Raw genomic sequence first — 26,390 nt, forward strand, 5'->3', positions numbered from 1 at the left:
GGGTAGCGCGCCGATCGAGCGGGAGCCACCGCGGCCCAGGCCGACCCCGCCGGCCCCGCCGGCGGGCGTCGCGGGTTCGCGGTGAGCGCCGAGCGCCGGCCGGTCTCGGTGGCGATCATCGATGATCACCCGATCGCCACCGAGTCGCTGGCCGCCCGCTTCGCCGGCGCCGGGTTCTCGGTCCTCGCGCCGGCCCCGAGCCTGGAGGCGTTCAACCGTGGCGCCACGCCCGGCGTCGTCGTCTGCGACCTGCACCTGCCCGGGATCTCCGGCGCCGCGGCCGTGGCCGACCTGCACGCCCGCGGCCTGCCCGTCCTGACGACGTCCGGGGTGGCGACGCCCGACGAGGTGCTCGACGCGATCGCCGCGCAGGCCCGCGGGTTCGTCGACAAGACGGCGCCGGCGCAGCAGTTCGTGGCCGCGGTGACCGCGGTGGCCGCGGGCAGCTACCACGTCTCCGCCCGGCTCGCCGGCTTCCTGTTGGAGGACGCGCAACGGCGGCCACTGTCGCGCGGCGAGATCGGCGCCGATGAACGGAACCTGCTGCGCGGCCTCGCCCAGGGGGATCATCTCGACGAGCTGTGCGCCGAGTGGGGACTCGCGGCGCCCGACGCGCACGGCCTCCTCACCCGGATCTTCGACACCGCCCGCCGCCGGCGCCGGCTGCACCGGCCCTCGCCGCGGGAGGCCGAGGTGATGGTCCTCGTCGGCTGCCGGGGGCTGTCCCACAAGGAGGCGGCCCGGGCGATGAACGTCAAGGCCAGCGTCGTCGCCGACTACCTGCGCACGGTGCGGGCCAAGTACCTCGCGAGCCATCCCGACGCCCCGCCGACGATCCCCCCGAGCACCGCCGCCGCGCACTGGGCCCGCGAACTCGGCTTCGACTGACTCACCTCCGCTCGCCGCCGTCCGACCCACCCCCGCCGGTCCTCGCGGTCCTCGGGGGGCTCGGGAGGCTCGGCGTGCTCTGCCGCGCCCCCCGATTTTCGTGGGATTGCCCGCCGTCTCCTGCGCCCACACCCTCGTCAGGATGGGTGGTGTCGGCGAGGAGGGGAATCGGGCGCGGGCGGACCGACTGTGTGCCGCCTTCCTCGTCTCCTTCCTCGACGCGGCGGCGCTGCCGCCCGGGATGCGCCGGATCAGGGCGCCCGACGTCGCGGCCCCGCCATCCGGCAGTCGGACGGTGCACCAGGGCCAGGCCATCTGGCTGGGTGCGCCCGACGCGGAGCTCTACCGGCTCGACGACACGCGCTGGCTGCTACGAAGCCCGCGCCGCGCCGGCGAGCTCGCCGGGGAGCTGCTCGGGCCAGCGGCCACCCAGCCGCTCGCAGCTGCGGCAGACGACCCGCGACGTGCACGCGAGGACGACGACCCGCGACATGCACGCGAGGGAGACAACCAGCAACGTGCACGCGAGGAGGACAGCCAGCAACATGCGCGCGAGGGAGCCGACCCGGCGGTGGGTGGGGCGGGCGGCGCTGGGCCGAGTACCAGCGGAAAGGGCCCGAGGCAGGTCCGGCTGCACGTCGTCCGCGACACCCCGAGCACCGAGCACGTGAGCGTTCTCCAGGCCGGGTCGGTGGTGGCGCGGCTACGGGCCGTCCCCGGCGAGGGTTCGGCGCTGCCGGACGGCCTCGCTGCCGAGCTCGGCCGGCTGGTCGCTCAGCGACTCACCGAGCTGGCCGTCGCGGCCCTGGAGCTGCGCCGGCCTGGCTGGCACCCCGCCCGGTGGATTGCCCGACCGAACCGGTGACGACAGGCCGGTGACGACAGGCCGGCGGTGCAGGCGGGCGGTGCAGGCCGGCGACGACAGGCCGGTGGCCGCAGAAGACGAGCGGGGAACCCAGACTTCGACGGCGTGCTTCGGCGCTTTTCCCCCGATGAATCGGGGATGGCGGGCGCTGTCCACATCCCGCAGGATGAGCACAGGGACCACGCCGGTGCGACGGGCCAAGTCAGTTCGTCGGGGGGGACGAGACGGCCAGGTGCCGAATCGGGGGCGCACCGGCGTGGTTCCGCGGACCGACGGCCTGTTCGGGGGAGGCCGGCGGTCCGCCACTCGTCTCCAGCTCCCGGCCGCGGCCACAGCGCGTTGGCCTGCCGGGTCTCGTCCAAGGCGATCAGCCGACACTTTCCCTCCCGGCCACAGCCCCGCCATAGGCCTGGCCATGGCCACGGTGGGGCCACCCGGCGCCCGACGGTCCACGGCGCAGCGCAACCACGGGCGGCGACCGCATATGGACGGTCGGTCCCGTTATCCTTCCGTTTGGCGAGGGTGTCGTTGGTGCGCCGGTCGGCGCCGCTACGATCTGCCCACCGGAATCGTGGACAGGGGGTGCCGTGGGCGAGCCGATCCTCGCGATCGACTACGGCACCTGCAGTGCCCGGGCGGCTCTTGCCGTCGAGGGCCGCATCGAACCGGTCCGGGAACCCGCCAGCGGCTCGGTGAGCTGGCCGGCGTCGGTGTTCGCCGACGGGGGCAATCTGATCGTCGGAACCCTCGCCGAACGCCGCAAGCGGATCTGGCCCGCCGCCTACCGCGGCGAGATCAAGCGCGACCTGGCCCGCGACGGCGCCGTCCCCCTGGACGGCCGCGGCTACCCCGCGCACGTACTGGTCACCGCCGTGCTCGGCGCCCTGAAGGCGGAGGCGGAGCAGCAGCTCGGTGGGCAGTCGCTGACCCGGGCCGTCGTCACCGTGCCGGCCAGCTACGACCCGGCCGGCCCGCTGCGCAGGGTCATGATCTCGGCGGCGGAGGCCGCCGGCTTCGTCGACGTGGACCTGCTCGCCGAGCCGGTCGCCGCGGCCTGGTCGCCGCTGGTCGGTGCCGAGCCGGAGCCCGGTTCGCTGATGCTCGTCTACGACCTCGGCGGCGGGACGTTCGAGGGAGCGCTGGTCTCGGTCGGCGAGAACGGCCGACACGAGATGATCGCGCACGCGGCGCTGCACGACTGCGGTGGGCGCGCTCTCGATCAGATCCTCTTCGACGAGATCCTCGGCCTCTACGGCCCGGGGCTCGAGCCGCTGCTCAACCCGCCGGGCCACGGCGACCTGTACCAGACCACGGCCAGCCGCACCCGCCACGAGCTGCTCGACTTCGCCCGCGCGGTCAAGCATCAGCTCACCGACATCGCCGTCGTCGAGGACGTGTTCAGCCCGGCCGGCCTGCTGGTCAGCATGCAGCGCGACCGGTTCACCCAGCTCACCTCGCCGACCCTGGCCCGCACGATGGCCTGCTGCCAGCATCTGTTGGAGACCGCGGGGTACGGGCCGGACAAGCTCGGCGGCGTGCTCGTCGTCGGCGGCAGCGCGCGCATCCCGGTGGTGACCGACGTCCTGGAGGGGCGGCTCGGGGTCGGCACCGACTGGCCGGGCCAGCAGTTGTTCTCCCCGGTCGACCCGGAGCTGGCCGTGGTGCTGGGTGCGGCGGCGTGGGCGTCGTCGGTGTCGACCCGGCGGACCACCGCCGCGCGGCCGAACCCGGTGGAGCAGCCGGCCCGCTGGGACATCCCGGGCGGGCGGGCGACGATGGTCCGCTGGCTGGTCGAACCGGGCGAGCGTTTCGACGCCGGCGCGGTGCTGGCCCGCGTCCGGCTGACCGACGGCTCCCTGTTCGACCTGGCCGTCGAGGCGCCGGGCAGCCTCGTCCACGTCCACGCCGAGCCGGGCACGCCGGTCCGCGACGCCGACTGGCTCGCGACCACCCTGCCCTCGGGGCCGGCGCCGATGGGGTCGGCGGGCGCCGCGGACCTGCGCGGCTTCGAGCGCAGCAGCCGCCCGTCGCTGCGCGTGGAGGTCACCGCGCGGGCCACGCTCAAGGGCCACGAACGCGACGTCACCTCCGCCGCCTTCTCCCCCGACGGCGCGCTGCTCGCCACCACCAGCAAGGACGGCACCCGGCTGTGGGACGTGGCGACCGGCCGCACGGCGCTGACGCTGAGCGGGCGCAAGAGCCTGGTCGTGCACGGCTGCGCGTTCTCCCCCGACGGCAACCTGCTGGCCACCACCGGTAGCGACAAGACCGCCCGGATCTGGGACGTCGCCGCCGGCCGGCAGACGGTGACGTTGACCGGGCACCGGGGGCCCGTCTACGGCTGCGCGTTCTCCCCCGACGGCAGCCTGCTGGCGACCACCGGCACCGACCGCACCGTGCGACTGTGGGGCTCGTCGACCGGCAAGAACATCGCCACCCTCAACGGGCATCGCGGCACGGTCTACGGCTGCGCCTTCTCGCCGGACGGCCGGCTGCTGGTCTCCGCGGGCGCCGAGTCCACGCTGCTGTGGGACGTCTCCGTCGGGGAGGCCCTGATGAGCCTGCCGGGGCACACGAACTTCGCCGGCGGCTGCGCGTTCTCCCCCGACGGCAGCCTGCTGGCGACCGCCGGCAACGAGGGCACCCGGCTGACCGACGCGAGCAGCGGCAACACCGTCGCGACCCTGCCGGGCTCGGCCCAGAGCTGCGCGTTCTCCCCCGACGGCCGGCTGCTGGCGACGGCGAGCACCGACGACACGGCCCTGCTGTGGGACGTCTCGACCGGTGCGGCGATCGCCACCCTCACCGGCCACAGCAGCACCGTGATGAGCTGCGCCTTCGCCCCCTTCGGCCTGCTGCTCGCCACGACCAGCACGGACATGACCGCCCGCCTCTGGGACATCATCTACACGCCCTGACCGGTGCTGCCAGAGGCCCGGCCCGCGCATCAGATGAGAGCGTGGGCCGGGCGTGGCGGTGGGCGTCCGGCCGGCGTCAGCCGGTGGGCAGTTCCCGGGCGAACAGCGCCGTGACCTGCTCCCAGTGCCGCTGCTCGGCGGCGGCGTCGTGGCTGGGGTTGTCCGCGACGGCGAAGCCGTGGGCGGCGGTGTAGTGCTCCAGCTCGTAGCGGGCGCCGGCCTTGTCCAGCGCCGCGGTGAGCAGCTCCTGCTGCTCCGGCGTGCAGGACTGGTCGTCGGCCGCGACGCCGAAGTAGAGCGCCGCACTGATGTCGTCCGCCCGCAGGTGCGGGCTGGTCGGCTCCTCGGTGGCGATGCCACCGCCGTGGATCGACGCGGCGGCCGCGACCCGGTCCGGGATCGCGCCGGCCACGGTGAAGGCCATCAGCCCGCCCCGGCAGTAGCCGACCGTGCCGACCTTGTCGGCCCGCACGTCGGACCGCGCGTCGAGCACCTCGAGCAGCGCCGCGGTGTCCTGAACGACCAGCGCCGGGGCCGCCTTGCCCATCACGGCCATCAGCTCGGCGCGCAGATCAGGATCGGACCACACCTTGCTGACGTCGAACGAGATCTTGCCGGATCGGTAGAAGAAGTTCACCACCGCCACCGCGTATCCGCGCGAGGCGAACTGGGCGGCCATGTCATGCATGACCGGACGGACGCCACCGGCGTCCGGGTAGAAGATGACGACCGGCGGCGTCGTGTCCCCGCCGCTGTCGGGGGTGTGCAGGTACACGTCCATCACACCGTCGGCCGTGCGTACATCAAGTTCGGTAACGGGCACTCGGTTCGCCTCCCGCTGGGACCTTCCCGGCCTGGTGCCGGGCGCAGCCATGACGGCAAGCAGCATCCTCCATGCCGCGCCCAGAGGGTACAGACGGCCCCGGCGGATGCGGTGCGCGCCCGCACCGTCACGTCAGGCGGCGACGCCCGAGTGGCTCAGGCGGGACTCGCCGAGTCCGCGGCGGCCGAGTCCGTGGCAGCGGGGCTCGTTCCGGCGGGGTCCGTGGCGGCGGGGTCCGTGGCGGCCGAGTCCGTGGCAGCGGGGCTCGTTCCGGCGGGGTCCGTGGCGGCGGGGTCCGTGGCGTCCGCGGGCGGGCACTCCAGGCCGAAGTCGTCGAGCACGGCCGTCGGCGCGACACCGCAGCCCACTTCGTAGGTGCCGAGCTGGACGAGCTTCCAGCCGCCGTCGGTGCGGTGCAGCACGCCCTCCGCCCGATCGAGGTCCGCGACCGTCGGGTGCAGCTCGGTGTACGCCCAGCTCGGGTCGCTGCTCGCCAGGAGGGTGCCGGCGACCTCGTAGTCCTTCGCCGGGACCTGCGCCGTGTACTCGCTGGCGCGCACCGCCCTGTCGATGGCGTCGGCATCGCGGGCGGAGGGGGCGACGGTCTCGGCGACGTCGCGAACGGGCGCCGCGACCACCCCGGTACTCGCGGTGGCGGCAGAGGACCCGGTACAGGCGAAAGCAGTTCCCACCGTGACGACCCCCGCGGTGACCAGAGTGGCTGTGGGCAGTACCACCCGACGCGCCACGCGAGGGCGCACGCCGTGGCGGGCGGACTGAGGACGACGGTGTCGAGCCATGCGGAGCACGTACCCAGTTTGCGCGGGTGAACCCCCCCTTGGGGTGCAGTTCCCTGGTCGTCCTCGCGACAGATCACAGCGTGCTCCCCAGGGGTACCCACCGTCACCTCGGTGACAGTCGTGTGACGTCGGCATCGTCACCGCGGGACGCCGCCGACGCCGTCGGTGACCACGCCGAAAGGGGTAGCGCGGCCCGGCCTCGCCGCCGAGCCCCGCCGCCACCGTCAGGCCCGCCACCGCCGGACCCGCCACCGCCGATCCCGTCAGCGCCAGGCCCCTCGACACTGGTCGGAGCAGCGCCGACGACACCGGTCAGGGCAGCGCCGACGATCTCCGGCCGGCGTCCATGCCGATGCCGCCGCCATCCCCGAGCCGCCACGGCCCGCCACCGGCGACCAGGACGCGCCGCCCCTCCGGGTGGACCTGATCATCAGACGGCCCCACGGCTCAGGTCCGCTTGGCCTAGGACGATCGGTGGATGCGCGCGTACCTTGCCCACAGCCCCGAAAGACTGCTGACTGTCTCTGGCGCGGAAGACCGCAACGGCCCGGTTCTCGGCAGCGAACGGCTCGGCGCCAGCTTGCTGCTGCATCCCTGGGCGCTGACCACGCGCCTCGCTCAGCCCTTAGCGCAACGCCCTGCTGAGCACGGGCCTTCGGCGTTTGGCCGCAGACCGCCGCAACCACGTGGGGCGCCGACCTGAAGTTCGCTCTGCACTTGCCGCCTGGCGGGGTGACGAGCCTTGACAGAATCGACACAGAACGGCAGGTCGCGTCACGCCGAGTCGTACGCGTCAGGTCACGAGGGTTGCCAGAAACGGACTTGGTCTACCCGACCATGAAACGGCGAGGAACTCCCGGGCACGGGTACATGCCACGTACAGAAGACACAGCTCGCGCAGGGTGTCCTGGGCGTGTAGCGCCGGATCGTTGGTCTTCGGGGTGACGGCCGAGCGCGCCGCCACGTCAACGACAGCCATCGCCCGGTACTCCAGGCCCTTCATGCGGTGCATGGTCCCTGTCTCGACACCCCCACGCCATCTTCGGTCGAGTGAACTGGCTTCGATCCCTGCCTCGCCAAGAGCCTTGGTGGCGGCGTCGGCCGCTCTGCGGGTGCGCGCCGCGACGCCGATCGCGGATGGTTCGACACCACCGTCAATCCACCCACGCACCGTCGACACAAGTCCGTCCAGCTCCGCGGCAGGCGTCGGATATCCGTGCATCGTTGGCGGACGCGTGCCACGAAACGCCGAGCGGTATCCGGCCAGGTCGTCGACACCGCCATCAAGATCGTCGACAACTTGGCCCTCCAGCAGCGCGATGGCCCAGGTGAGGATCTCCTCGCTGGTCCGGTAGTTGAGCCTCAGGCGGTAGGACCGGCCGCGCACGTTGATGCCCATGGTGGCCAGGGCAACCCGATGGTCGTAGATCCGCTGGTGCGCGTCACCCACGATGAACAGGTCGTTGGGACCGTCAGGCACCACCGCGCGGAGCAGCCGCCACTGAGCGGGATGCAGGTCCTGCGCCTCGTCGACGACGACATGCGGGAACAGATCGCCGGCCGGCATGGCCCGGGCGTACCGCGCCGCATCGTCCGCAAGCTGGTAGAAGGTCCGTTCACCGGCGGTATGCATTCGATCGAGAAAGTGCTCGACGGCCGCCCAGACCCGCAGCCGCTGCCGCCTTGTCAGAGCTTGTGCCGACCCCGTCCGGGAGACGGACAGGTAGTCCTCCGCCGTCCGCACCCCTCTGGCCAGGATCACGTTCTCCCATTCCTGGCGGAGCCTCGTTGGCGGACAGGTCACGTCGGTGGCGGCCGCGGCGTCGATCCATCGCCCGGTCAGCACCTCCTCGTCAAGAAGCACATTCGGAGCCGACCCCTCGGCTTCGGTCACAATGCGGTGGGCAAGCGCATCGACCGTGGTGACCTCGATCAAGGAGCCGGTGTCGGCGCCGGTCACCGCGTCGAGCGAGGCCAGGTTTGCCTTCAGGCCGTCGGCGAGTGTACGCACGAATGTCGTGACCAGAACGGGTCGCCTTACCGTGCCGGGCAGTTGCCGGGCGAGATGGTGGGCGCGGTGCAGTGCGACGACGGTCTTCCCGGTGCCGGCCCCGCCGGTGACCCGCACCGGGCCCGCGAATCTCTCCCGGTAGGCGGTGCTGCGCTGCGACGGGTGCAGGAAGATCCGCCACAGATCCAGCGGGTGGTCGAGCGCATTCTGCAGCTCCCTGATGCCCTTCGGCACGAAGACGGTCGGCGAGCCGAAGACCCCACCCCGCAGCGCGGTCGCCTCCGTCCCGGGGCGGTCCGATCCGGTGGGGATACCGCGTTCGGCCCGTACCTCACGCACGGCGTAGCCGGCGGCCAGCATCTCGAGGACCTGGTGCTGGCTGGCTGGGACAGCTCCAGTCAGCAGATCAAGATCGGTGTCCGACCGGATCCGGCGGACGAGCGGCAGGTTCGCGGTCTCGATTCCGAGATCCAGAAGTACGGCGTCGTCATACGAGTCGAACATGCCGGTTGCCTGATGCGCAGGGTAGGTCGGCAGTGCGGCAGCGACGGCTCGCATCGCGGAGACATCCAGGATCTCCACCTCTCGCGTCGCAGAGTTGATCGTGAACGTGTGCCGCTCCAGCCACGCGTATGCCTTGTCATGCTCGAGCACGTCGAAAAGGATGTAGTGATCGCCCTCTGCGGGCGCCATGACTACGCCCCGCCAGAACTTCGTGACTCGGATCGTCCGTCCACGGTCATCCGCGATGGCATGCGGCTTCTCGAGATGGAGGCCCGCGACCGTGCTCTCCTGGAACCGGCTGAGCAGGTCGGGGATCCGCTTCTGGACCTCTTTGGGAAGATCCGGAAGGCGCCTGAAGAAGCTCTGCGCGAAGCCGAGCGAAGCCATAAACACCCCGAGTGTTTGATCCATCACATCAAGCGGAGGCTGAACCGCCTTCCCGGCAGTCTGCGATCGGTACACCACCGAGGGTTCGTTGTGCGCAACGTATGCGGGCAGGTACCTAGCGGCGCAGCACATAGTAGTCTCGCGATGCAGAATGACGCTCCCCCGGGGGCCGCCAGCACAGTACGGCGCCGACACCGCGCAGCGCGTGGGAAGTGGGGGCCCACCACGACCTGGATCCGCACCTCCACCGGCCATGGCCATTCACACGCGGACGATGACCCGAGCGAACGGAGGGACATGTTCGGCCCGATGATCGACCAACAGGCGGAACGGCTCCGTTGCTCAGCGGCAATCTTCATTCTCGCAACGTAGTCAGCCAGACGCGTACGGACGGCAACCAGCCGGGCCGAGGCCCGCTTCTGGCTGGGCAGACGAGATGCAGGGGGCATCGTGAGTTCCAGCGCGGACGATCGGCGGAAGATCGTCGATTACCTCGAACGTCAGCTCGTCGGTCCGATCGGCGGCGATGCCGAGATGTTGCTGGAGGAGCCAGCAGCGCGCTATCTGTGCGGGATCCTGTACCCACAGTTCGAGGTGTCGCCCGAGGAAGACGAGTCAGGCCCTCCCACGGATGCCGCCGAGGTGCTCGATGACCAGGGCGGCCAGTTCGGGGACGAGACCGACGAGGATCCGATGACGCTGGCCGGTCAGAACAAGCCCAGCTCGGTCGGACTCAGCTTCATGATCGGCTCGTGGGCCCCGATCATCGTCGAGATAACGCTCGCCCGCTACGTCGCGGAGGATGGCAGTCCAAAGCGCTGGGCGCGCCGACCGGTCCAGTTCGTCGGTGACGATGCTCTACGGCTGACGCCGGCCGGCCCCTCTGATCGACGCCGCAGCCGGCGCCTGTCAATTCTCGACGGCATGGCCAGCGTCGACGTGGTCTGGCGGCCCCACATGGACGGCGGATCGATCGTCACCGTATCTCTTGTCAACCGCGCAAGGGCCGAGTCGCGGGCCGAGGAGGCCGCGAACTGTCTTCTCCAGGTGGCTGTGCGAGCACGGCCGGAGTCCGGCGAGATCCGGCCCTATCCGCGGGCGACCCATCTGTACGGCGACGACGAGGCCGGGGAACTGGAGCTCCTCTACCGCACGGTGCCGACCTACGCGGTCGGCCACGGTGTCGCGGCGGCCTGGTCCGGCGATGGCAGACAGACGCCCGAGTGGATCCACTCGTCGTTCGTGCCGACACATGTCGTCCCCGGCATCTCGTTTGCCGTGCCCGGACACGAGCAGATCCTCGACCTTGCCAGGCTCTCACGGTTCGACACAGCGGCGGCGACTGACCTGGTCCGAGCACTCGATGCGTTTGTCGACAGCTACGACATCTGGACCGATTCGTTGCGCGCCCGGCTCTACGACGTGCCGATCCACCTCCACACCACGGCGGATCGAGTCCTGACGGACGTCGACCACGCCCGTCGGCGCATGCGGTCCGGCGTGCGCCTGCTGGCATCGGACAGCACCGTCCGACGGGCGTTCGCACTCGCAAACCGCGCGATGCACCATCAGATGGTGCACGGCGGCGCCGCCCTCGCAGGCGAGCCGCACGAGCTCACCGACCTACCAGACGTCAGCCCGGACTACCCGGCGGGGACATACCACTGGCGCCCGTTCCAACTGGGCTTCCTGCTGCTCACCCTGCGCGGAGCCGCAGTCGACGAAAGCCCGGACCGGGACATCGTCGACCTGATCTGGTTCCCCACCGGCGGTGGGAAGACGGAGGCTTACCTTGGCCTGACGGCGTTCGTCATCATGCTGCGCCGCCTTCGCGGCGGTCGCCAGGCCAGCGGAACGACGGTAATCACCCGATACACCCTCCGGCTGCTGACCGCACAGCAGTTCCAGCGCGCAGCCACGCTGATCTGCGCCTGCGAGCTCCTTCGCCGGGAGGATCCGGCGCTGCTGGGCTCAGAGCCCATCTCGATCGGTCTGTGGGTCGGGAGCAACAACAGCCCAAACGACTACCGGACGGCCCGCAGACTGCTGGAGCAGCTCAGGAAGTCCGAGCCGGTCGACGAGAGCTTCCAGATCGAGTCCTGCCCCTGGTGCGGCACAAGGATCGTCCCGGGTGACGACTCCACGATCCACCGGTGGGGCCTGGAGGTCACCAACGACGCGTTCCTCGTCCGCTGTCTGAACCCCGGATGTCCCTTCCACGACCGGCTACCGATGTCCTCTGTCGACGAGGACCTATACGAGAACCCGCCCACCTTCCTGGTAGGCACCGTTGACAAGTTCACCCGCATGGCGTGGGACGCGCGGGCCGGCGTCTTCTTCGGCTCGAGAGGCCGCTCCGCACCGTCTCTGATCATCCAGGACGAGTTCCACCTGATCTCCGGGCCACTTGGCACGATGGTCGGGATCTACGAGGCCGCTTTCGACGTCCTGCTGAGCCAGAACCGGACCCGGCCGAAGTTGGTGGCTTCGACGGCGACCATCCGGCGCGCACAACAGCAGACCGCCGGCGTCTTCGGGCGGGATGTCGCGCTGTTCCCGCCTGCCGGGCTCGAGGCCGACGACTCGTACTTCGTCCGGACGGATCACGAGGCGCCGGGCCGGCTGTACGTCGGTGTCATGCCACAGGGCCACACTCCTCTGACGGCGCTCGTCCAGCTGGCGGCGGCACTGCTGCAGGCCCCGGTCGACGTCGAACTGACTCCAGACGGCCAGGACGCCTACCGGACGCTCGTCGCCTATCACAACAGCCTTCGTGAACTCGGCAAGACGATCACCCTGGCCAACGACGACATTCCCGCCCGCACAAAAGTGATCGCGGTGGATGAGAACAGGCTCCGACCGCTGACCGACGACGACGTCGTTGAGCTGACCAGCAATGTCCCGGCACGCGAGATCCCGAAGGTGCTGGAGCGGCTTGGCCGGAGACACGACCGGCCCGGCGCGGTCTCGCTGGCCGCCAGCACAAACATGCTGTCCGTCGGCGTCGACGTCAGCCGCCTCGGACTGATGGTCGTGGTGGGGCAGCCCAAGACGACGGCCGAGTACATCCAGGCGAGCAGCCGGGTCGGCCGGAAGCATCCGGGGCTGGTCGTCACGCTGTACTCACCGTCAAAGCCGCGCGACCGGTCCCATTACGAGGCATTCATCGCCGACCATGCGACGCTCTACCGCTCGGTCGAACCGACCTCCGTGACACCGTTCTCGCTCCCGGCGCGGAACAGGGCCCTGCATGCGGACCTCGTCATCCTCGCGCGTCACGCTCGCGGCTGGAGCAGGGAGCTTGACGCCGGTTCCTTCGACCGGGATGACGCCGCAATGAAGGACCTCATGGATCAGCTCGTGCAACGTGCACGGCTGGCAGACGCCGAGGAGCACGAGAACGTCGCCGAGGACCTTCGGCGACTGGCCGCCGAATGGAGTGCGAAGGCGCTGCGGACAGCCGGCGAGCAGCCTGGGCTGACCTACCAGACCAGAGGCCCGAGAAATCCGGGGCCGACCGTCATCCGCCGCCACGAGGAGAAGGCCGATGCCTGGCCGACCCTCAATTCGATGCGGGACGTCGACGTCACCGTGAACTTCAGGATCAGGGGTGCAGGAAGGTGACGGTTCGTCGGGTTCGTCGCTCTCAGACCGTCAGCCCGTTCGGAGTCGGGGCCATCATTGATGTCGCCGGAGAGTCCTTCGTTGCCGAGGACGCCGGCCGCTGGCCGTGGCATGAAAACGTCACGATGCCCCGTCTCACGGAGATCCTCGGCGTACGGGAGATCGGGACAGCTCCCAATGGCGGAAGCCTGCCCTACTACCGGTTCCCGCAGTGGCTCTTCTGCCCGGGCTGCCGCCGGATGGAGCGGTGGAGCACCGCCCGGGAGAAGAGGAACGCTGCTCCCAGCTGTGAGACCTGTCCGGGTCGACGCCTTGTTCCCATGCGGTTCGTGGCCATCTGCGGCAATGGCCACCTCACCGATGTCGACTGGTGGCGCTGGGCGCACTCGTCCGGGTCCGGTAGGAGTGGCGGCCCCTGTCGGCACAGTCGCCTCACTTTCGAGACGAGTGGCGGCGTCGGTGGTGGCCTGCGCTCCACGCAGGTCCGTTGTCTCAGCTGCGGCTCTGCGCGTTCGTTGGAGAACCTGCCGGCCAAGGATTCACTCCGGCGCGTCGGGCAGGGGTGCTCTGGCCGGCAACCGTGGCAGACCGACTCCGAGAGCAGTCGGTGCGATCAGCAGCTGCGGGCCGTCCAGCGTGGCGCGTCAAGCGTCTACTTTCCGCGCACGGTCTCGGCTATCGATCTTCCACCGGACTCCGACTGGGAACGGCGGAACGATCCCGCGCTTCGGCTGCGGGAGAACAGCGATTTCCGCCGTCTGGTGGAGGAGCCGAACAAGCGGCGGGCCGAGCGCCTCGAGTTCATCTCCGAGGACACTGGAATCGCCACCGACGAGATCGAGAGACAGCTGGACAGGGCCATCCGGCACGAGGACGTCGCGACCGTTTCCCGTTCCGAGGACGACATCGCGCCCGAAGAGTGGATGGCTCTCACCGATCCACCGAAGATCGTAGATTCTCGCGACAATTTCCAGGCCAGGGTAACGAAGATGCATGCCTCGGCGGCCGGCTACCGGCTGGCCCCGGTGGCGAGCCAGCTGGAATACATTGTCACCGAGGTCACAAGGGTCGAACGCCTTCGTGAGGTCAGGGTGCTGCGCGGGTTCGAGCGCCACACCATGGAGCATGAGGTCCATGCGAACCTCTCATCCCGAAACGGCGTTCTGCCCGCGGTGGAGGTACTCGGCGAGGGGTTCTTCCTGCGCTTCAACGAGGAGGCACTGGCCAGCTGGGAACAGCGGCCGCAGGTGGTTGACCGCGCGAGGACGCTCAGCCGCCGGCTGGATGCCCGACCCGAGTTCGGTTGGCTGCCCACGGCGACACCGCGTTTCCTGCTGCTGCACACGTTCGCACACCTTCTGTTGCGTCAGACCGCCTTCGAGGCCGGCTACTCGACGTCGTCCATGCGAGAACGCCTGTATGTAACCAGCCCGAAGGGCGGACCGCGGATGGCCGGCATCCTGATCTACACGGCTGCCGGTGACTCCGAGGGCACCATGGGTGGCCTTGTTCGGCTTGGCGCCCCGGACCTGCTCGTCCGCCTGATCACCGGGGCACTGGCCGCTGCGCGATGGTGCTCGTTCGACCCGGTGTGCGGCGAGTCCTCCGGTCAGGGCCCGCATGCTCTTTCTCTCGCCGCCTGCCACGCGTGTGCACTGGTTCCGGAGACCAGCTGTGTCACCTCGAACCGGCTGCTTGACCGCAGCCTCGTGTTGGATGAGGAGTTCGGCTTCTTCCGCGAGGCGGTCGCCGCTGTCGAGAGCGCCTACAGCGCTGGTCCCCGGTGATGGCTGCCATGGTCGGCGCATCTGGCGCAAACCAGGTCGCATCCTCGGGCTCGACGCTCGTCGTGGCCTCGCTGGGTTCTCGGATGGCGGCGTCCGCTGCCCGCACCGCGGCATCTCTCACCACGACCGGTCGCCCGGTCACAGTCATCGCCGACGGCACGCTGCTCCTCGGCTATCTGAACACGTTGCTTCCGACCGCCGGGCAAGCCACCGTGATCCAGGGATATCACAAGTTCATCGACCGCCTGTGGCACGCGCTCTTTCAGGAAGGACCGCCATCGCCGACGCGCTGGGTCTACGACTTCCGCGCCTGCGTGACCCGCGCACTCGACCTGGCCACTCCGCCACGCATCGGTCGGCACGTCATCGTGGTCGATGGTACCCGGATACCTCGGGGATTCTATCTTCTTCTTCGCGCTCTCCGAATACCGATGACGGTTTTCGTGGAAGCGGACTCGGGCCTCGGCACGACCTCCGTACAGGAGATCCGGACGGCGATGGGTGGCCCGGCGACCATCGCCCTGTCGGACAACCGCCGTAACTCCCTACCGATCGCACAGCTGGCCGGCTACTTCCGAATACGGGCCGGTGGTGCCGCGACCGCGGTACCGGATGTCGATGGGCGTCTTCCCGCGCTCTGGCACACCCCGGAATTCGCCGGACTGGCCGAGCGGCTGCGCGCTTATCACAGCCGGCATCCGCGCGAGCGGATCGGGGTACTCGTCCAGCAGAAGGCTCAGGTGGACGCCCTGTATCGCGCGCTCGGTCAAGGAACGGCCCAGTTCCAGCACGGCGACAGTTTCCGCATTCCGAACGGCCGGATCGACCTGGCCAGCCCAGGCTTTAAGATCACCACCTGGGAGTCCGCACGCGCTGTCGAGTTCGACACGGTCGTCATCGCGGAGCTGCAGGACGTCATGCTCGACGTGTCGTCCCCGGCGTTGCCGGCAACGATGGAATATCTCGTGACACGGGCGCGTCGGACCGTTGTTCTTGCCTACTCGGGCATCGGCGACCCACGTCTCATCCGCAGCCTTCCCCTCGGGCTGGTCGAGGACCAGCGGAGCATGCAGCCGGCTGGCGACGTGTTCGGTCTTCCTCCGCCCGAGCCCGCCGAGGCGGGTGCCGGCACCGCCACCGGGCCGGACTCGGCCTCCGCCGACCACCTCGGTACCGACCCTGATGATCGCGACCTTGTGGCACTGCTGGCGCAGGAGCCGGGTCCGGTGGACGCCAATCCCGATTCGGTGGCTGCTTCGGCAGATGCCGTCGCCCGCGCCCACTGCGTCCTGGCCAACGACGGTCTACACGGTCATCCCGACCGCCGCATCCTGACCGCGGCCGAGGAGGTCGGACTCGCGATGCTCATGCGCCCGGATCGCGCTCTTCACGAGGACCTGGGGCAGAGCTTCCGCCGGCCGCTCCACCATAGCGACCAGCGGGCCCGAGCATACGACGCACTGGTGCTGCACAATCAGCGCCTCGTCCACTCGATTGCGAAGAAATACCAGGGCAACGGCCTCGCGTTCGAGGATCTGTCGCAGCACGGGATGACAGGTCTGATGCGCGCGGTCCAGAAGTTCGACGCAACGCGCGGCTACAAGTTCTCGACCTACGCCACCTGGTGGATCCGCCAGGCCATCACGCGGGCATTGGCCGACGAAGGCCGACTGATCCGGCTGCCCGTGCACGTTGCCGAGAAGGTCAACCGGGTTCGGCGTGTTCTTGGCGAAATGCGGATGCCGGTCGGCCATGCATCGATCCCGGTCGTTGCTTCCGCGGCCCACCTGTCGGAACACGAGGCCGAACGATGTCTCGTCCTGCTACGCCAGGAGGTCGTCAGCCTTGACCAGCCCGCCGGCCACGACGGAGGCACGGTTCTTGGCGAGCTGATCGGGCTGCCGTGTCCCGGCAACGACCCGGACGAGGTCCTCGACCGGGAGTGGCATCGCCTGACTGTGAACGCGGAGCTGGCGAGGCTGAGTCCGAAGAGTGCGGAGATCATCAGGCTGCGGTTTGGCCTCGACGACGACAACCCGCGGACCCTGGAGCAGGTCGGTCAGATCTACGGCGTGACCCGGGAGCGCATCCGCCAGATCGAGAAGAAGGCTCGGGAGCAGCTGGCCACTGGCATTCGCCAGGCGTATCTGGACGTTGCCACCATGCCGGAGCCCGGGCTCGCATCCGCGTCCACGCAGACCGCCCTGCACCGCAACCGCCGAGCGGCGACGGCCTCAGGACCACCGGGCGCTGTCCGCGGCACGCCGCGCACGCCCGCTCATCGTCCGACCGCGGGTCCCGGACCCGAGTACAGCCACAACCCGCCATCGGATTCGGCCTCGACCACGATGGCCGCTCCTGGAGATGAACCCGAGGTGAGTTCCACGTCCACCGCCGCCACGCCGCCGGTACCCCGGATCCGGACACCGGTCGCCTCGCGGGACCCCTTTCTGCTCACGCATCCGGCCACGCAGGACTATGACTCGGAGCTGGTAAAGGTCGAGGCCCTGTCAGCCCGCGTGCGCCCCTACGTCCTCCCCCATCCGTCGCGGCTCACCGGCGGCGACTTCGGAGAGATCGGCGAACCGGCGACCTGGCGCCAGACGCAGGGCCTGTACGTCGTGTCGGGCGGCTACTTCTGGTCGCTTGGCGGGTGGCTCGGCCTGCCTGACCTCGAACCCGACGCGGACTCGGACCTCGCCCGCCTGGAGATCGAGGTCGATCCGCCGCAGCTCGAGGCCTGGAGCAGCGACGAGCCCACCCAGCCACTGCAGGTCCCGGCTCTGCTACAACGGGACATCGCCCGGCTCGCCCGAATGACGAGGTATCGGTCAGCCGACGTGTTCCGGCGTCACCAGGCATCGCCCGCGGACTCCCAGATCGGACAGCAATGAGCACAGAGATCACCGACTTCGTCGCGGAGCTCCACAAGTGGGTGTACGAGAAGGCGACGTCCGAGGACATCATGGTGAAGGAGGCGTTCGTCCAGGTTGCCGGCGAGGCGCTCACCGAGGACGGAACGCTGGACAACCCGGAGTACGGCTTCGTCCGCACTCAGTGGAAGAACCGCAACCTGGAGGTTGCCGGCTTCGACATCAGCACCGACGGTGCGATTCTGAGGCTGTTGTCCGTCCACCATGGCGAGCAGATGGTGAAGAAAAGCCAGATCGACCAGCTGATCCGGTATGCCGTCAACTTTGCCGGCGCCTGCCTGGTCGGGCTGCCGGACGAGCTGGAGAAGTCAGCCCAGCGGGACATGGCTGAGCGGATCCGGGACTCGTGGGCCGACTTCGAAAAGGTCCAGATCGTGGTGCTCACCGACGGCCTCGTCGGCAGGGCCAACGCCTGGGCCACGGACCTGCAGGTGGACAACCTGCAGGTGGCCATCCAGGTGTGGGACCTGACCCGGCTGCACCGCCTGATGACCTCCGGACGACGCCAAGAAGAGATCATCGTTGACCTGCTGGGCATGGGCTACGAGATCCAGTGCCTGGAGGCGCCCCGGCAGCCGGCCGAGTACGAGTGCGTACTCGCGATCCTGCCGGCACGACTGATCGCCGAGCTGTACGACCGCCATCACAGCCGGTTGCTGCAGCGCAATGTTCGCGCATTTCTACAGGCCCGCACGAAGGTCAACAAAGGCATCGCCGAGACGATCAAAAACAGTCCAGGGCGGTTCCTCGCCTACAACAACGGCATCTCGGCAACTGCTACGGCCATGGATTTCGCCATGACCGCCGACGGGCGCCGGATCATCCGCACGATCCGTGACCTGCAGATCGTCAACGGCGGCCAGACCACGGCGTCCTTGCACATAGCGCTCCGGGCCAGTGTCGAGGGACTGGGCGACGTCCACGTGGCTACCAAGTTCACGGTCGTCGGTGACCGGATGCTTGACGAGCTCGTCCCGAAGATCTCGATGTACGCCAACTCCCAGAACGCCGTCACCGCGGCCGATTTCGAGGGCAACAGCCCGTACCACGTCGCGATGGAGAACCAGTCGCGTGCAGTCTGGGCACCGGCGTCCGGTATCGCAGCCCGGCAGACCCACTGGTACTACGAACGGGTGCGAGGCCAGTACGACGTCGACCGGGCCCGCTTCACGACTCAGTCGAAGCGGCGTGAGTTCGACCTGGACAATCCGAAAGGCCAGAAGATCACCAAGACGGATGCGGCCAAGTTCGACTACGCATACCAATGCAGTCCGCACATCGCGAGCCTGGGTGGCCAGAAGTGCTTCCAGGAATGGTCGATGCACGGTGAGCCCAGCACGAACGACGCGCCGACCGACACCGACTTCCGCGACCTGGTCGCCAAGGCAATCCTCTACAACCAGGTACGTAAGATCATCCAGCAACAGGGTTACCACGGCTACCTGGCCAACATCACCGCGGCGTCGATCTCGCTGATCGTCGACCGCTCCGGCGGCACGATCGACCTGAGCCGGATCTGGCGCGCACAGGCGATCCCGGACTCGCTGGAGCAGGCTGTACCCGACCTCGCAGCGCTGGTACGCGAGCGGATCACCAACCCGCCCGGCAACAAGAACATCACCGAGTGGTGCAAGCAGGAGGCCAGCTGGCACGAGGTCCAGCTGATCAGGTGGAACCCGCCTGCCGATCTGGTCACCGACCTCGCCGTACCGGCATCCGATGCCGCCTAGCGGACCCGGCCCCCACCCGGCGAGCACAGACCGGGCTGGTGGTTCTGGTAACACGTATGCTGTCAAGCTGGTAAGAGGGCCCTTCGTGCGCCTGGCGCCGCATTCGGAGAGCTGTAGCAACCGAGACGAGCTGCGCACGCTCGTCGAACGGCTCCGTGCCGAACAGCCGGAGCAGCTGCTGGCGGCGGACCTGTTCTCCGGGGCGGGCGGCCTGAGCCTGGGGCTGGAACAGGCCGGGTTACGCGTCGTGCTGGGCGTTGACCACGACCCGGATGCGACCGAGACACACCGGCACCACCTCGGCGGGCTCACCCTGGACGAGGATCTGTCGGACCCGGCAAAGGTCGACGAGGTCGCGGAGCTGATCCGCTCGCTGCGCCTGGACGTCGTGGTGGGCGGGCCACCCTGCCAGCCGTTCTCCCGCGCCGGCCGGTCGAAGATCCGGCACCAGGTACGGTCGGGGCTCTCCGCGGCCCACGACCCCCGCCGCGACCTGTGGGAGTCCTTCCTCGCGGTGGTGCAGCGGGCCAGACCGGCCTGTGTACTGATGGAGAACGTGCCGGACATGGCGCTGGATCGGGAGATGTTCATCTTTCGGACCGTCGTCCACACGCTGGAGGGCCTCGGCTACCGCGTGGCAGCGCGGCTCGTCGACACCTCCCGCTACGGTGTGCCGCAGTTCCGCCAGCGCCTGATTGTCGTGGCGACGCGCGCCCCGATACGGTTCGCCTGGCCGGACGAGGTCGACTACCGGGTCACAGTGGGGAACGCGATCGGCGACCTTCCCGAGGTCGAGGGCGGCTGGCGCCCACCCGGCGGCGCGAGCGGCTGGTCCGCGTACGCCCCCGAAAATAAGACCAGCTTCCAGCAAGCGATGCGAAAAGGCGTTCCTGCGAGCCAGTCCGAGCGGGTGTACGACCACATCACCCGTCCTGTCCGACCGGACGACTGGCAGGTTTTCGAGTACATGGACGAAACGATGCTCTACTCGGACCTGCCGCCCGAGATGAAGCGTTATCGGGATGACATCTTCGACGACAAGTACAAGCGGCTTGACGAGAACGACCTGTCCCGGACGATCGCCGCGCACATCGCCAAGGATGGCTACTGGTACATCCATCCGAAACAGAGCCGGACCCTCACCGTCCGAGAAGCCGCCCGGCTGCAGACCTTCCCCGACCACATTCGGTTCGCCGGCCCGCCGTCAGCCGCCTTTCGCCAGATCGGCAACGCCGTACCCCCGCTGCTCGGCGAGCATCTGGCCCGGGCGCTACTGCGCGACGCCTCCCTGTCCATAGCCTCGGCCGTCCCGGATCCCGCGGCCATGCAGCCCACGACCACTGAGCTCGCCGGCCTGCTGGCGGGCTGGTTCGATGAACACCGGGACGGAGCGCTGCCCATTCCATGGTTGGCGGCCAAGAGCCGCTGGCAGGTCATCGCGGGTGAGACGCTGCTCGACCGGTTGCCAGTCGACAGATCCCGGCTCCTGTGGCCGCTGGTTGCGTGCTGGGCGAATCCTGCATCGACTGTCAGGGCCGAGGCAGATGTACTCCGCGCCGCCACCTGGATCGAGCGCCGGCACCGCGCCGAACAGCTGCTGTCGGCAGCCCGGTGGCTGGTGGACAACCCCGCGGCGCTCGATGCACCCGACCCCACAGGGAAGATTCCTCATATTCCCGAGTCGGTCTTCGACCTCGCGGTCCTGGCGGTTCCGGCAACGGATGTCGACGCGAGCCCGGAGCCGGTCCTGATCAGCAAGGGAGTACTGCGTCTGGCCGCCCGCCACGGCGGAAGTGACGTTGACTACCACAACCGGATGTCGGACGGACGCCTCGCCGTGGCCCGCTTCATCGGAGGCCCTGGCACCGCCCGCGAGGCCCATCTGGCACTGGTGGCGCTCGCCAACTCGGTCTGCCGACCCCACGATCCGATCTGCTCGCAGTGCCCGCTCGCATCCTCCTGTCATTACCGGCAATCGATGCCTGAGGGAGTCGACGCCGGGACAGAGATGTGATCACTGGGATGCCTCTACCGGCAGCAGATCGACAGGGCTCCCATGGGAAGCCAACCTGGGTCCCGACAGAGGCAGGCAGCCATCTGCGGGCACGGCGGACCAAGAACACCCGGCCCGAGGTGGCGCTGCGCCGGGCGGTACACGGGCTCGGCCTGCGCTTTCGGCTCCATCAGACGATCGCGCCGCGCTGTACGCCTGATTTCGTGCTTGCCCGCTGGCGGCTCGCGGTCTTCGTGGACGGCTGTTTCTGGCACGGCTGCCCGGTACACGGCATGAAGGAGTACCGCGGACCGAATGCCGAGCTGTGGCGGCAGAAGATGGAGGCGAACCGGACCCGCGACCGCCGCAACGACGCGACACTGGCCGAGGCGGGTTGGACCGTCCTGCGCATCTGGGAGTGCCAGGTACGCCGCGACGTCGAGGAAGCCGCAGTGCTGGTGCAGCGCGCCGCTCAGGACGCCCAGAGGCCGTCAGCGGCCAGTGCCTCGTCGAGCCGGGCCCCTGCCCGCCCTGCCTGTTCGTCCACCCAACGGGCGTAGGCGCAGCCTGCCGGACGCAAGGGGCATGCCTGACAGTCAGGCGTTTCCGAAACACAGATCGTCATGCCAAGGTGACGGATGGCAGCCATGCGTAACGGCGCTTCCTCGTCAGTTCCGACCAGCCGCGCGAGGTCGATGCGGCCGTCGGTCAGGGGATTCTGTTCGTGCGACCTGCTTCCGCGGAACCGCGCGGCGACGCGGATGGTGCTCGTGTTGGCAACGAGCACGTCGTAGCCACACAGCAGCTTGAACACTCTCGCCTCGGCCGGCCGAAGACCGACAACTCTGATCACGTCCTCGGCTTCCTCCGGCAACGGGCCGTTTCCGAGTTTGCGGAGTCGCTGCAGCCTGCGCCTAGTGTGACGTGGCGCCATGTGCAGGCAGGCGTCGAGTACCGCCTCGTCGAGGCCGTTCCGGCCGCGCAGCCACGCGAGCGCGGGCATGTCCTCGGCTGGGATCGGGAACGGCCGGGACAGCAAAGCGCAGGCCAGCGCGACCAGCGGCGTCATCGCCCTGCCAGGAACCATCGTCCACGCCTCGCTCCTCGCGAGGCCCGCGCCCCAGCCTTCAAGCCGCCGGTACACATCCGGCCAGCTAGATGGCGTGGCCTCGATCTTTTCCTTCTGCTCCGGCTGTGGTTTCAGAGCCAGAGCCGCTGCCTCTCCCGCAAGCGGGGGAACCGCGTTGCCGATCTGCCGGAAGGCATCGCTTCGATATCCGGCGAACCGGAACCTGTCAGGGAACGTCTGGATGCGCGCTGCCTCACGCACGGTCAGGGTCCGCAGTTCCTCCGGATGAATGTACCAGTAGCCGTCCTTCGCAATGTGCGCGGTGATCGTCCGGCTGAGTTCCGACCAGCCCAGTCGGTTGTACTTGTCGTCGAAGGAGTCCGCCTTGTACCGCCGCATCTCGACTGGAAGCTGCGAATAGAGAGTTTTTTCGCTCATGAGCGCGAATGCCTGACGGTCATCGTCCCGGACCGGACGAGTGAAATGGTCGTGAACGAAACGCTCGTCGGCGCCCTCGCGCATCTGCTGCGCAAAATCGGTCAGCTCGGTTTCGCTGTACGGCAGCTCCCGAGCTCCGGTCGTCAGGCCCAACGGAGGCAGGTCGCTGATCGCGTCTCTCACCGTGACCTGCGGCTGCTCGCCCGTGGGCGGCCAGAGGAAGGGCGCACCGTCCCGACGGGCGAGCAGGATCAGCCGACGACGATGTTGGGGTACCCGGAACTTCGAGGTGTCGATGATCCGCACCTCGGTGACATAGCCGGACCGCTCCAGGTCACCGACGATTCGGCGCACCGTCTGGAAGTCGTCGCCGAGGCCCATGTCCGGCACGTTCTCCATCAGAACGGCCCGAGGCTCCAGCTCGAGCACGACCGAGAGAAACGCCATCCAGAGCTCACGGCGCGGGTCGATGCGGGACCGCGTTCCCCGCGCGACCAAGCTGCGTATCTTGCTCGAGCCGGCCCGGCTGTACGGCTGGCAGGGGGGGCCTCCCGCGACGAGGTCGATATCCACACCGGCGAGCGATTCCACCAGCTCGGCCCGGCTCCTGGGCTCGCTCAGGTCGAGAGCCATCGCCCTGCCTCGGAAATTGGCACGGTGGGTCTCCACCGCACGAGGATCTTGGTCGACGGCCGCGACAACTGTCCAGCCTGCCTGCTCCAGCCCCAGGCTGAGGCCGCCCGCACCACTGAAAAGATCCACAGCCAGACGCCGGCCGGACGCCTCTTCAGCCTGGCACCAGGCGACGAACTCCTTCTCGGCAGGGCTACCCGGGCAGGGTGGCAGTCGCAGCAGATCACTGCGCTCCAGCCGCACGCCGTAGGTAGCCATCGCCGCCCTCCCCCAGGGACCGTCGGACCAGATCCGTCGGAACCGGTGCAACTACCGACGCGCGGTAGTAGTTAACACCAACTGCAGCGGGGAGCCGGAGGGCGCCTGTACGCCACCACCCGATCCGGCTAGCCCCTGCCGTCGACGCGAACATACGTTCGCATCGCAGCCACGGCAAGTACCTCTCGCTCGGCATCTTCCACAACGAGCGCAGCGGACTTCGCACCACTCCACGACGCCCGCGCATCCCCCTCCGGACCACGACAACGGCAAGGACCGCCTGCCACATAGGGACTCGCCGGCGCGGGCGCCTGTGAGATCCTGGAGGCCGCCCGGATCGAGGCAATGGAGGGGGTTTGCGTGGGAAGTCGCCGGACCTATGAGGTGACCCCGTCCGCGGCACGACTCACACGCTCCCTGCGAGACGTTGGCTACGACTTCCCGGCCGCCGTCGCCGATCTCGTCGACAACAGCGTGTCCGCGGGCGCCAACCACATTCAGGTCATCGTCGAGTTCGATGGCGCCGACTCCCGAGTCCTGATCGCGGACGATGGCACCGGTATGAGCGAGAACGCGCTGGTCGAGGCGCTCCGCTTCGGCTCACGCCGCAGCTACCGAGAAGACGATCTCGGCCGCTACGGTCTTGGCCTGAAGACCGCGTCCCTCTCTCAGGGCAGATCCGTCACCGTCGTCACCAGACGAGCAGCTTCCGCGGACCGGGTGTTTGTCCGCGAGCTCGATCTCGACCTCGTCGAGGAACGCGATGAGTGGCTGGTCGTCGCGCCCCGCCAGACACCTGAGACCGACCGGGCACGAGACCTGCTCGGCAACGCCCCGGGCACCGTCGTCCTCTGGCGTTCGCTCGATCGGGTACTGCCTGAGAAGCGTCCCGAGGGAGGCTGGGCACGTCGCCGCCTCGACAGCTACGCCCGGAAGACCGCCGATCATCTCGCCGTCGTGTTTCACCGCTTCCTCGAGAAGCTTCCTGACGGAAGGCACATCACCATCTCGGTCAACGGTGAGAAGATTCAGCCTTGGAACCCCTTCGCGCCGGACGAGGAACATCGCCGCGAGCTCCCCGCACAGCAGTTCGAGGTGACGACTGGCGACCGGACCGGCGTCGCGCGCCTGCAACGGTTCGTTCTCCCCACGCGTCCGCAGTTCTCGTCACAGGAGGAGTTCGACCGCCTGTCGGGTCCACTGAACTGGAACAGGCAACAGGGCCTCTACGTGTACCGTGCGGACCGACTTGTCCAGTGGGGCGGCTGGGCCGGTATCCGCGGCATCGACGAACACACCAAACTGGCCCGCGCGTCACTCGATTTCGACACCTCGCTCGATCCCGCCTTCAACATCAACGTCTCGAAGATGCGGGTCTCGGTACCGCCACAGCTCCGCCAGCTGATCACTGCTTCGATCAACGAACTGTGTCTGGCGGCCAACGTCACCTACCGCCGATCCTCATCTCACGGAAACCTGCCCCCGCATCTCGGCGCCCGTCAGTCGCCGTCCGCATCGAGCGCCGATCTGGCTCTGGCGGGCTTGGCACTGAAGTCTGCCGCGATGCAGGCCGGGCACTACGAGGCTCTGGAGTCCATTCTCAACATCGTCCGCCGAGACGCTCCCGCCATAGCTTCCGCCCTTGACCCTGCTGTGTGACCGAGTCCTCTCGCTGGCGGCGTGTCCGACGATGTGATCTGTAGATCCCGGAGAGAGACCGCCATCGGTCACTGAATGTGATCACATAAACATCGATCGCCGACCTCGGCGGATCATCCACTGTGCACGACCGGACATGGCGACGAAGCGTCGTCGAGAGTCGGGTCGTGTGCCGGGCTGGAAACAGCAGTCCTGAGACGACCCCCTCCACCCCCGCCGCTCACAGGAATTTCACAGCCAGGACTCAGGTAGCGGCCAGGGATCCGGGAGAAGCTGTCCCCTATGCAACCGGTGCGGGTACTCGTGGTGGACGACGAGACGACGCTGGCGGAGCTGCTGTCGATGGCGCTGCGCTACGAGGGGTGGGAGGTGCGCAGCGCCGGCGACGGGCGCGGCGCGCTGCGGCTTGCGCGCGAGTTCCGGCCGGACGCGGTGGTGCTCGACATCATGCTGCCCGACATGGACGGGCTGGAGGTGCTGCGGCGGCTGCGGGCGGAGAGCCCGGATGTTCCCGTGCTGTTCCTGACCGCGCGTGACGCCGTCGAGGACCGGGTGGCCGGGCTCACCGCCGGCGGTGACGACTACGTGACGAAGCCGTTCAGCCTGGAGGAGCTCGTCGCCCGGCTGCGCGGGCTCATGCGGCGCGCGGCGCGGACCACCGAGGCGCTGCAGGGCGCGCGGCTCGCCGTCGGCGACCTGACCATGGACGAGGAGAGCCGCGAGGTGGCGCGCGGCGGCGTCCCGGTGCATCTGACCGCGACCGAGTTCGAGCTGCTGCGCTTCTTCATGCGCAACCCGCGGCGGGTACTCAGCAAGGCGCAGATCCTCGACCGGGTCTGGAACTACGACTTCGGCGGGCAGGCGAACGTCGTCGAGCTCTACGTGTCCTACCTGCGGAAGAAGATCGACGCCGGCCGGCCGCCGATGATTCACACGATGCGGGGTGCCGGCTACGTGCTGCGACCGGCCGAGACCGACTATCCGGTCCGACCGGGGGGCACGTCGGCCTCCCCGCCGCCCGCGACGGCCCGGGGCGGCGCGTTCGGCCTGGCTGGCGGGTCGGCGGCGGT

At 69.0% G+C, this 26,390-nt stretch carries 14 protein-coding genes and 1 pseudogene; 11 read left to right on the forward strand and 4 right to left on the reverse strand.

All coding sequences use genetic code 11. The annotated features are described in order from the left end of the window. Positions 1–81: 81 nt before the first annotated feature. The 3 genes from ND748_RS06350 (at position 82) to ND748_RS06360 (ending at position 4,671) form a co-directional block, all read left to right on the forward strand. Positions 82–888 carry a response regulator gene (locus ND748_RS06350; RefSeq protein ID WP_251744729.1) on the forward strand — a complete coding sequence of 269 codons (807 nt, stop codon included), beginning with the start codon at positions 82–84 and terminating at the stop codon, positions 886–888. Between the two features lie 100 nt (positions 889–988). Then, positions 989–1,753: a hypothetical protein gene (locus tag ND748_RS06355; RefSeq protein WP_251744730.1), complete on the forward strand. Its 765-nt coding sequence runs from the start codon at positions 989–991 to the stop codon at positions 1,751–1,753. Between the two features lie 587 nt (positions 1,754–2,340). Next, positions 2,341–4,671 carry an Hsp70 family protein gene (locus tag ND748_RS06360; RefSeq protein WP_251744731.1) on the forward strand — a complete coding sequence of 777 codons (2,331 nt, stop codon included), beginning with the start codon at positions 2,341–2,343 and terminating at the stop codon, positions 4,669–4,671. 76 nt (positions 4,672–4,747) lie between these two features. Here ND748_RS06360 and ND748_RS06365 read toward each other — a convergent pair whose 3' ends face one another. From ND748_RS06365 to ND748_RS06375, 3 genes are all read right to left on the reverse strand, one after another. After that, entirely contained in the window at positions 4,748–5,494 is a 747-nt protein-coding gene (locus ND748_RS06365; RefSeq protein WP_251744732.1) for a dienelactone hydrolase family protein, read from the reverse strand. Positions 5,495–5,649: 155 nt separating this feature from the next. After that, positions 5,650–6,231: a hypothetical protein gene (locus ND748_RS06370; RefSeq protein ID WP_251744733.1), complete on the reverse strand. Its 582-nt coding sequence runs from the start codon at positions 6,229–6,231 to the stop codon at positions 5,650–5,652. 856 nt (positions 6,232–7,087) lie between these two features. Then, complete coding sequence (locus ND748_RS06375; protein ID WP_251744734.1) at positions 7,088–9,196, reverse strand: UvrD-helicase domain-containing protein; 2,109 nt, start codon at positions 9,194–9,196, stop codon at positions 7,088–7,090. 450 nt (positions 9,197–9,646) lie between these two features. On the opposite strand from ND748_RS06375, the gene ND748_RS06380 reads away from it, so the two are divergent. The 6 genes from ND748_RS06380 to ND748_RS06405 all read left to right on the forward strand — a co-directional run bounded on the left by ND748_RS06380 (position 9,647) and on the right by ND748_RS06405 (position 21,823). After that, positions 9,647–12,820 carry a helicase-related protein gene (locus ND748_RS06380; protein ID WP_251744735.1) on the forward strand — a complete coding sequence of 1,058 codons (3,174 nt, stop codon included), beginning with the start codon at positions 9,647–9,649 and terminating at the stop codon, positions 12,818–12,820. Continuing rightward, positions 12,817–14,607, forward strand: coding sequence for a DUF1998 domain-containing protein (gene drmB, locus ND748_RS06385; RefSeq protein ID WP_251744736.1), 1,791 nt, complete (start codon positions 12,817–12,819; stop codon positions 14,605–14,607). The genes ND748_RS06380 and drmB overlap by 4 nt, the downstream gene beginning before the upstream one ends. A gap of 8 nt (positions 14,608–14,615) precedes the next feature. After that, positions 14,616–17,501, forward strand: a complete 2,886-nt coding sequence (locus ND748_RS06390; RefSeq protein ID WP_251744737.1) for an RNA polymerase sigma factor RpoD/SigA — start codon at positions 14,616–14,618, stop codon at positions 17,499–17,501. Then, positions 17,498–19,270 (forward strand): AIPR family protein, encoded by a 1,773-nt coding sequence (locus tag ND748_RS06395; protein ID WP_251744738.1) that lies wholly within the window; start codon positions 17,498–17,500, stop codon positions 19,268–19,270. Before ND748_RS06390 ends, ND748_RS06395 begins: the two co-directional genes overlap by 4 nt. A gap of 85 nt (positions 19,271–19,355) precedes the next feature. Continuing rightward, a complete protein-coding gene (gene dcm, locus ND748_RS06400) occupies positions 19,356–21,284 on the forward strand; it encodes a DNA (cytosine-5-)-methyltransferase (protein ID WP_251744739.1) in 1,929 nt (642 codons plus the stop codon). An 8-nt stretch (positions 21,285–21,292) separates the two neighbouring features. Next, the gene (locus ND748_RS06405; RefSeq protein ID WP_285901692.1) at positions 21,293–21,823 is read left to right on the forward strand and encodes a very short patch repair endonuclease; all 531 of its coding nucleotides are present in this window, start codon (positions 21,293–21,295) and stop codon (positions 21,821–21,823) included. On the opposite strand, the gene ND748_RS06410 is transcribed toward ND748_RS06405, so the two are convergent. Then, on the reverse strand, positions 21,736–23,661 hold the full coding sequence (locus ND748_RS06410; protein ID WP_251744741.1) for a DNA cytosine methyltransferase: 1,926 nt from the start codon (positions 23,659–23,661) through the stop codon (positions 21,736–21,738). The two genes, ND748_RS06405 and ND748_RS06410, sit on opposite strands and share 88 nt — an antisense overlap. A 360-nt stretch (positions 23,662–24,021) precedes the next feature. Between ND748_RS06410 and ND748_RS06415 the strand changes: the two genes are divergently transcribed. Beyond that, positions 24,022–25,320 carry an ATP-binding protein gene (locus ND748_RS06415; protein ID WP_374215855.1) on the forward strand — a complete coding sequence of 433 codons (1,299 nt, stop codon included), beginning with the start codon at positions 24,022–24,024 and terminating at the stop codon, positions 25,318–25,320. A gap of 282 nt (positions 25,321–25,602) precedes the next feature. After that, positions 25,603–26,292 (forward strand): annotated as a pseudogene (locus tag ND748_RS06420) (response regulator transcription factor); the annotation flags it as partial. Between the last annotated feature and the right edge of the window lie 98 nt (positions 26,293–26,390).

The organism is Frankia sp. AiPs1 (genome assembly GCF_023716945.1).
In the GTDB taxonomy this organism is placed as follows: Bacteria; Actinomycetota; Actinomycetes; order Frankiales; family Frankiaceae; genus Frankia.

Bases quoted from the DNA above. Each gene is read 5' to 3' on its own strand.
- ND748_RS06405 (WP_285901692.1), top strand. From the start codon at position 21,293: ATGCCTCTACCGGCAGCAGATCGACAGGGCTCCCATGGGAAGCCAACC.
- ND748_RS06395 (WP_251744738.1), top strand. From the start codon at position 17,498: ATGAGCACAGAGATCACCGACTTCGTCGCGGAGCTCCACAAGTGGGTG.
- ND748_RS06390 (WP_251744737.1), top strand. From the start codon at position 14,616: ATGGTCGGCGCATCTGGCGCAAACCAGGTCGCATCCTCGGGCTCGACG.
- ND748_RS06375 (WP_251744734.1), bottom strand. From the start codon at position 9,196: ATGGCTTCGCTCGGCTTCGCGCAGAGCTTCTTCAGGCGCCTTCCGGAT.
- ND748_RS06410 (WP_251744741.1), bottom strand. From the start codon at position 23,661: ATGGCTACCTACGGCGTGCGGCTGGAGCGCAGTGATCTGCTGCGACTG.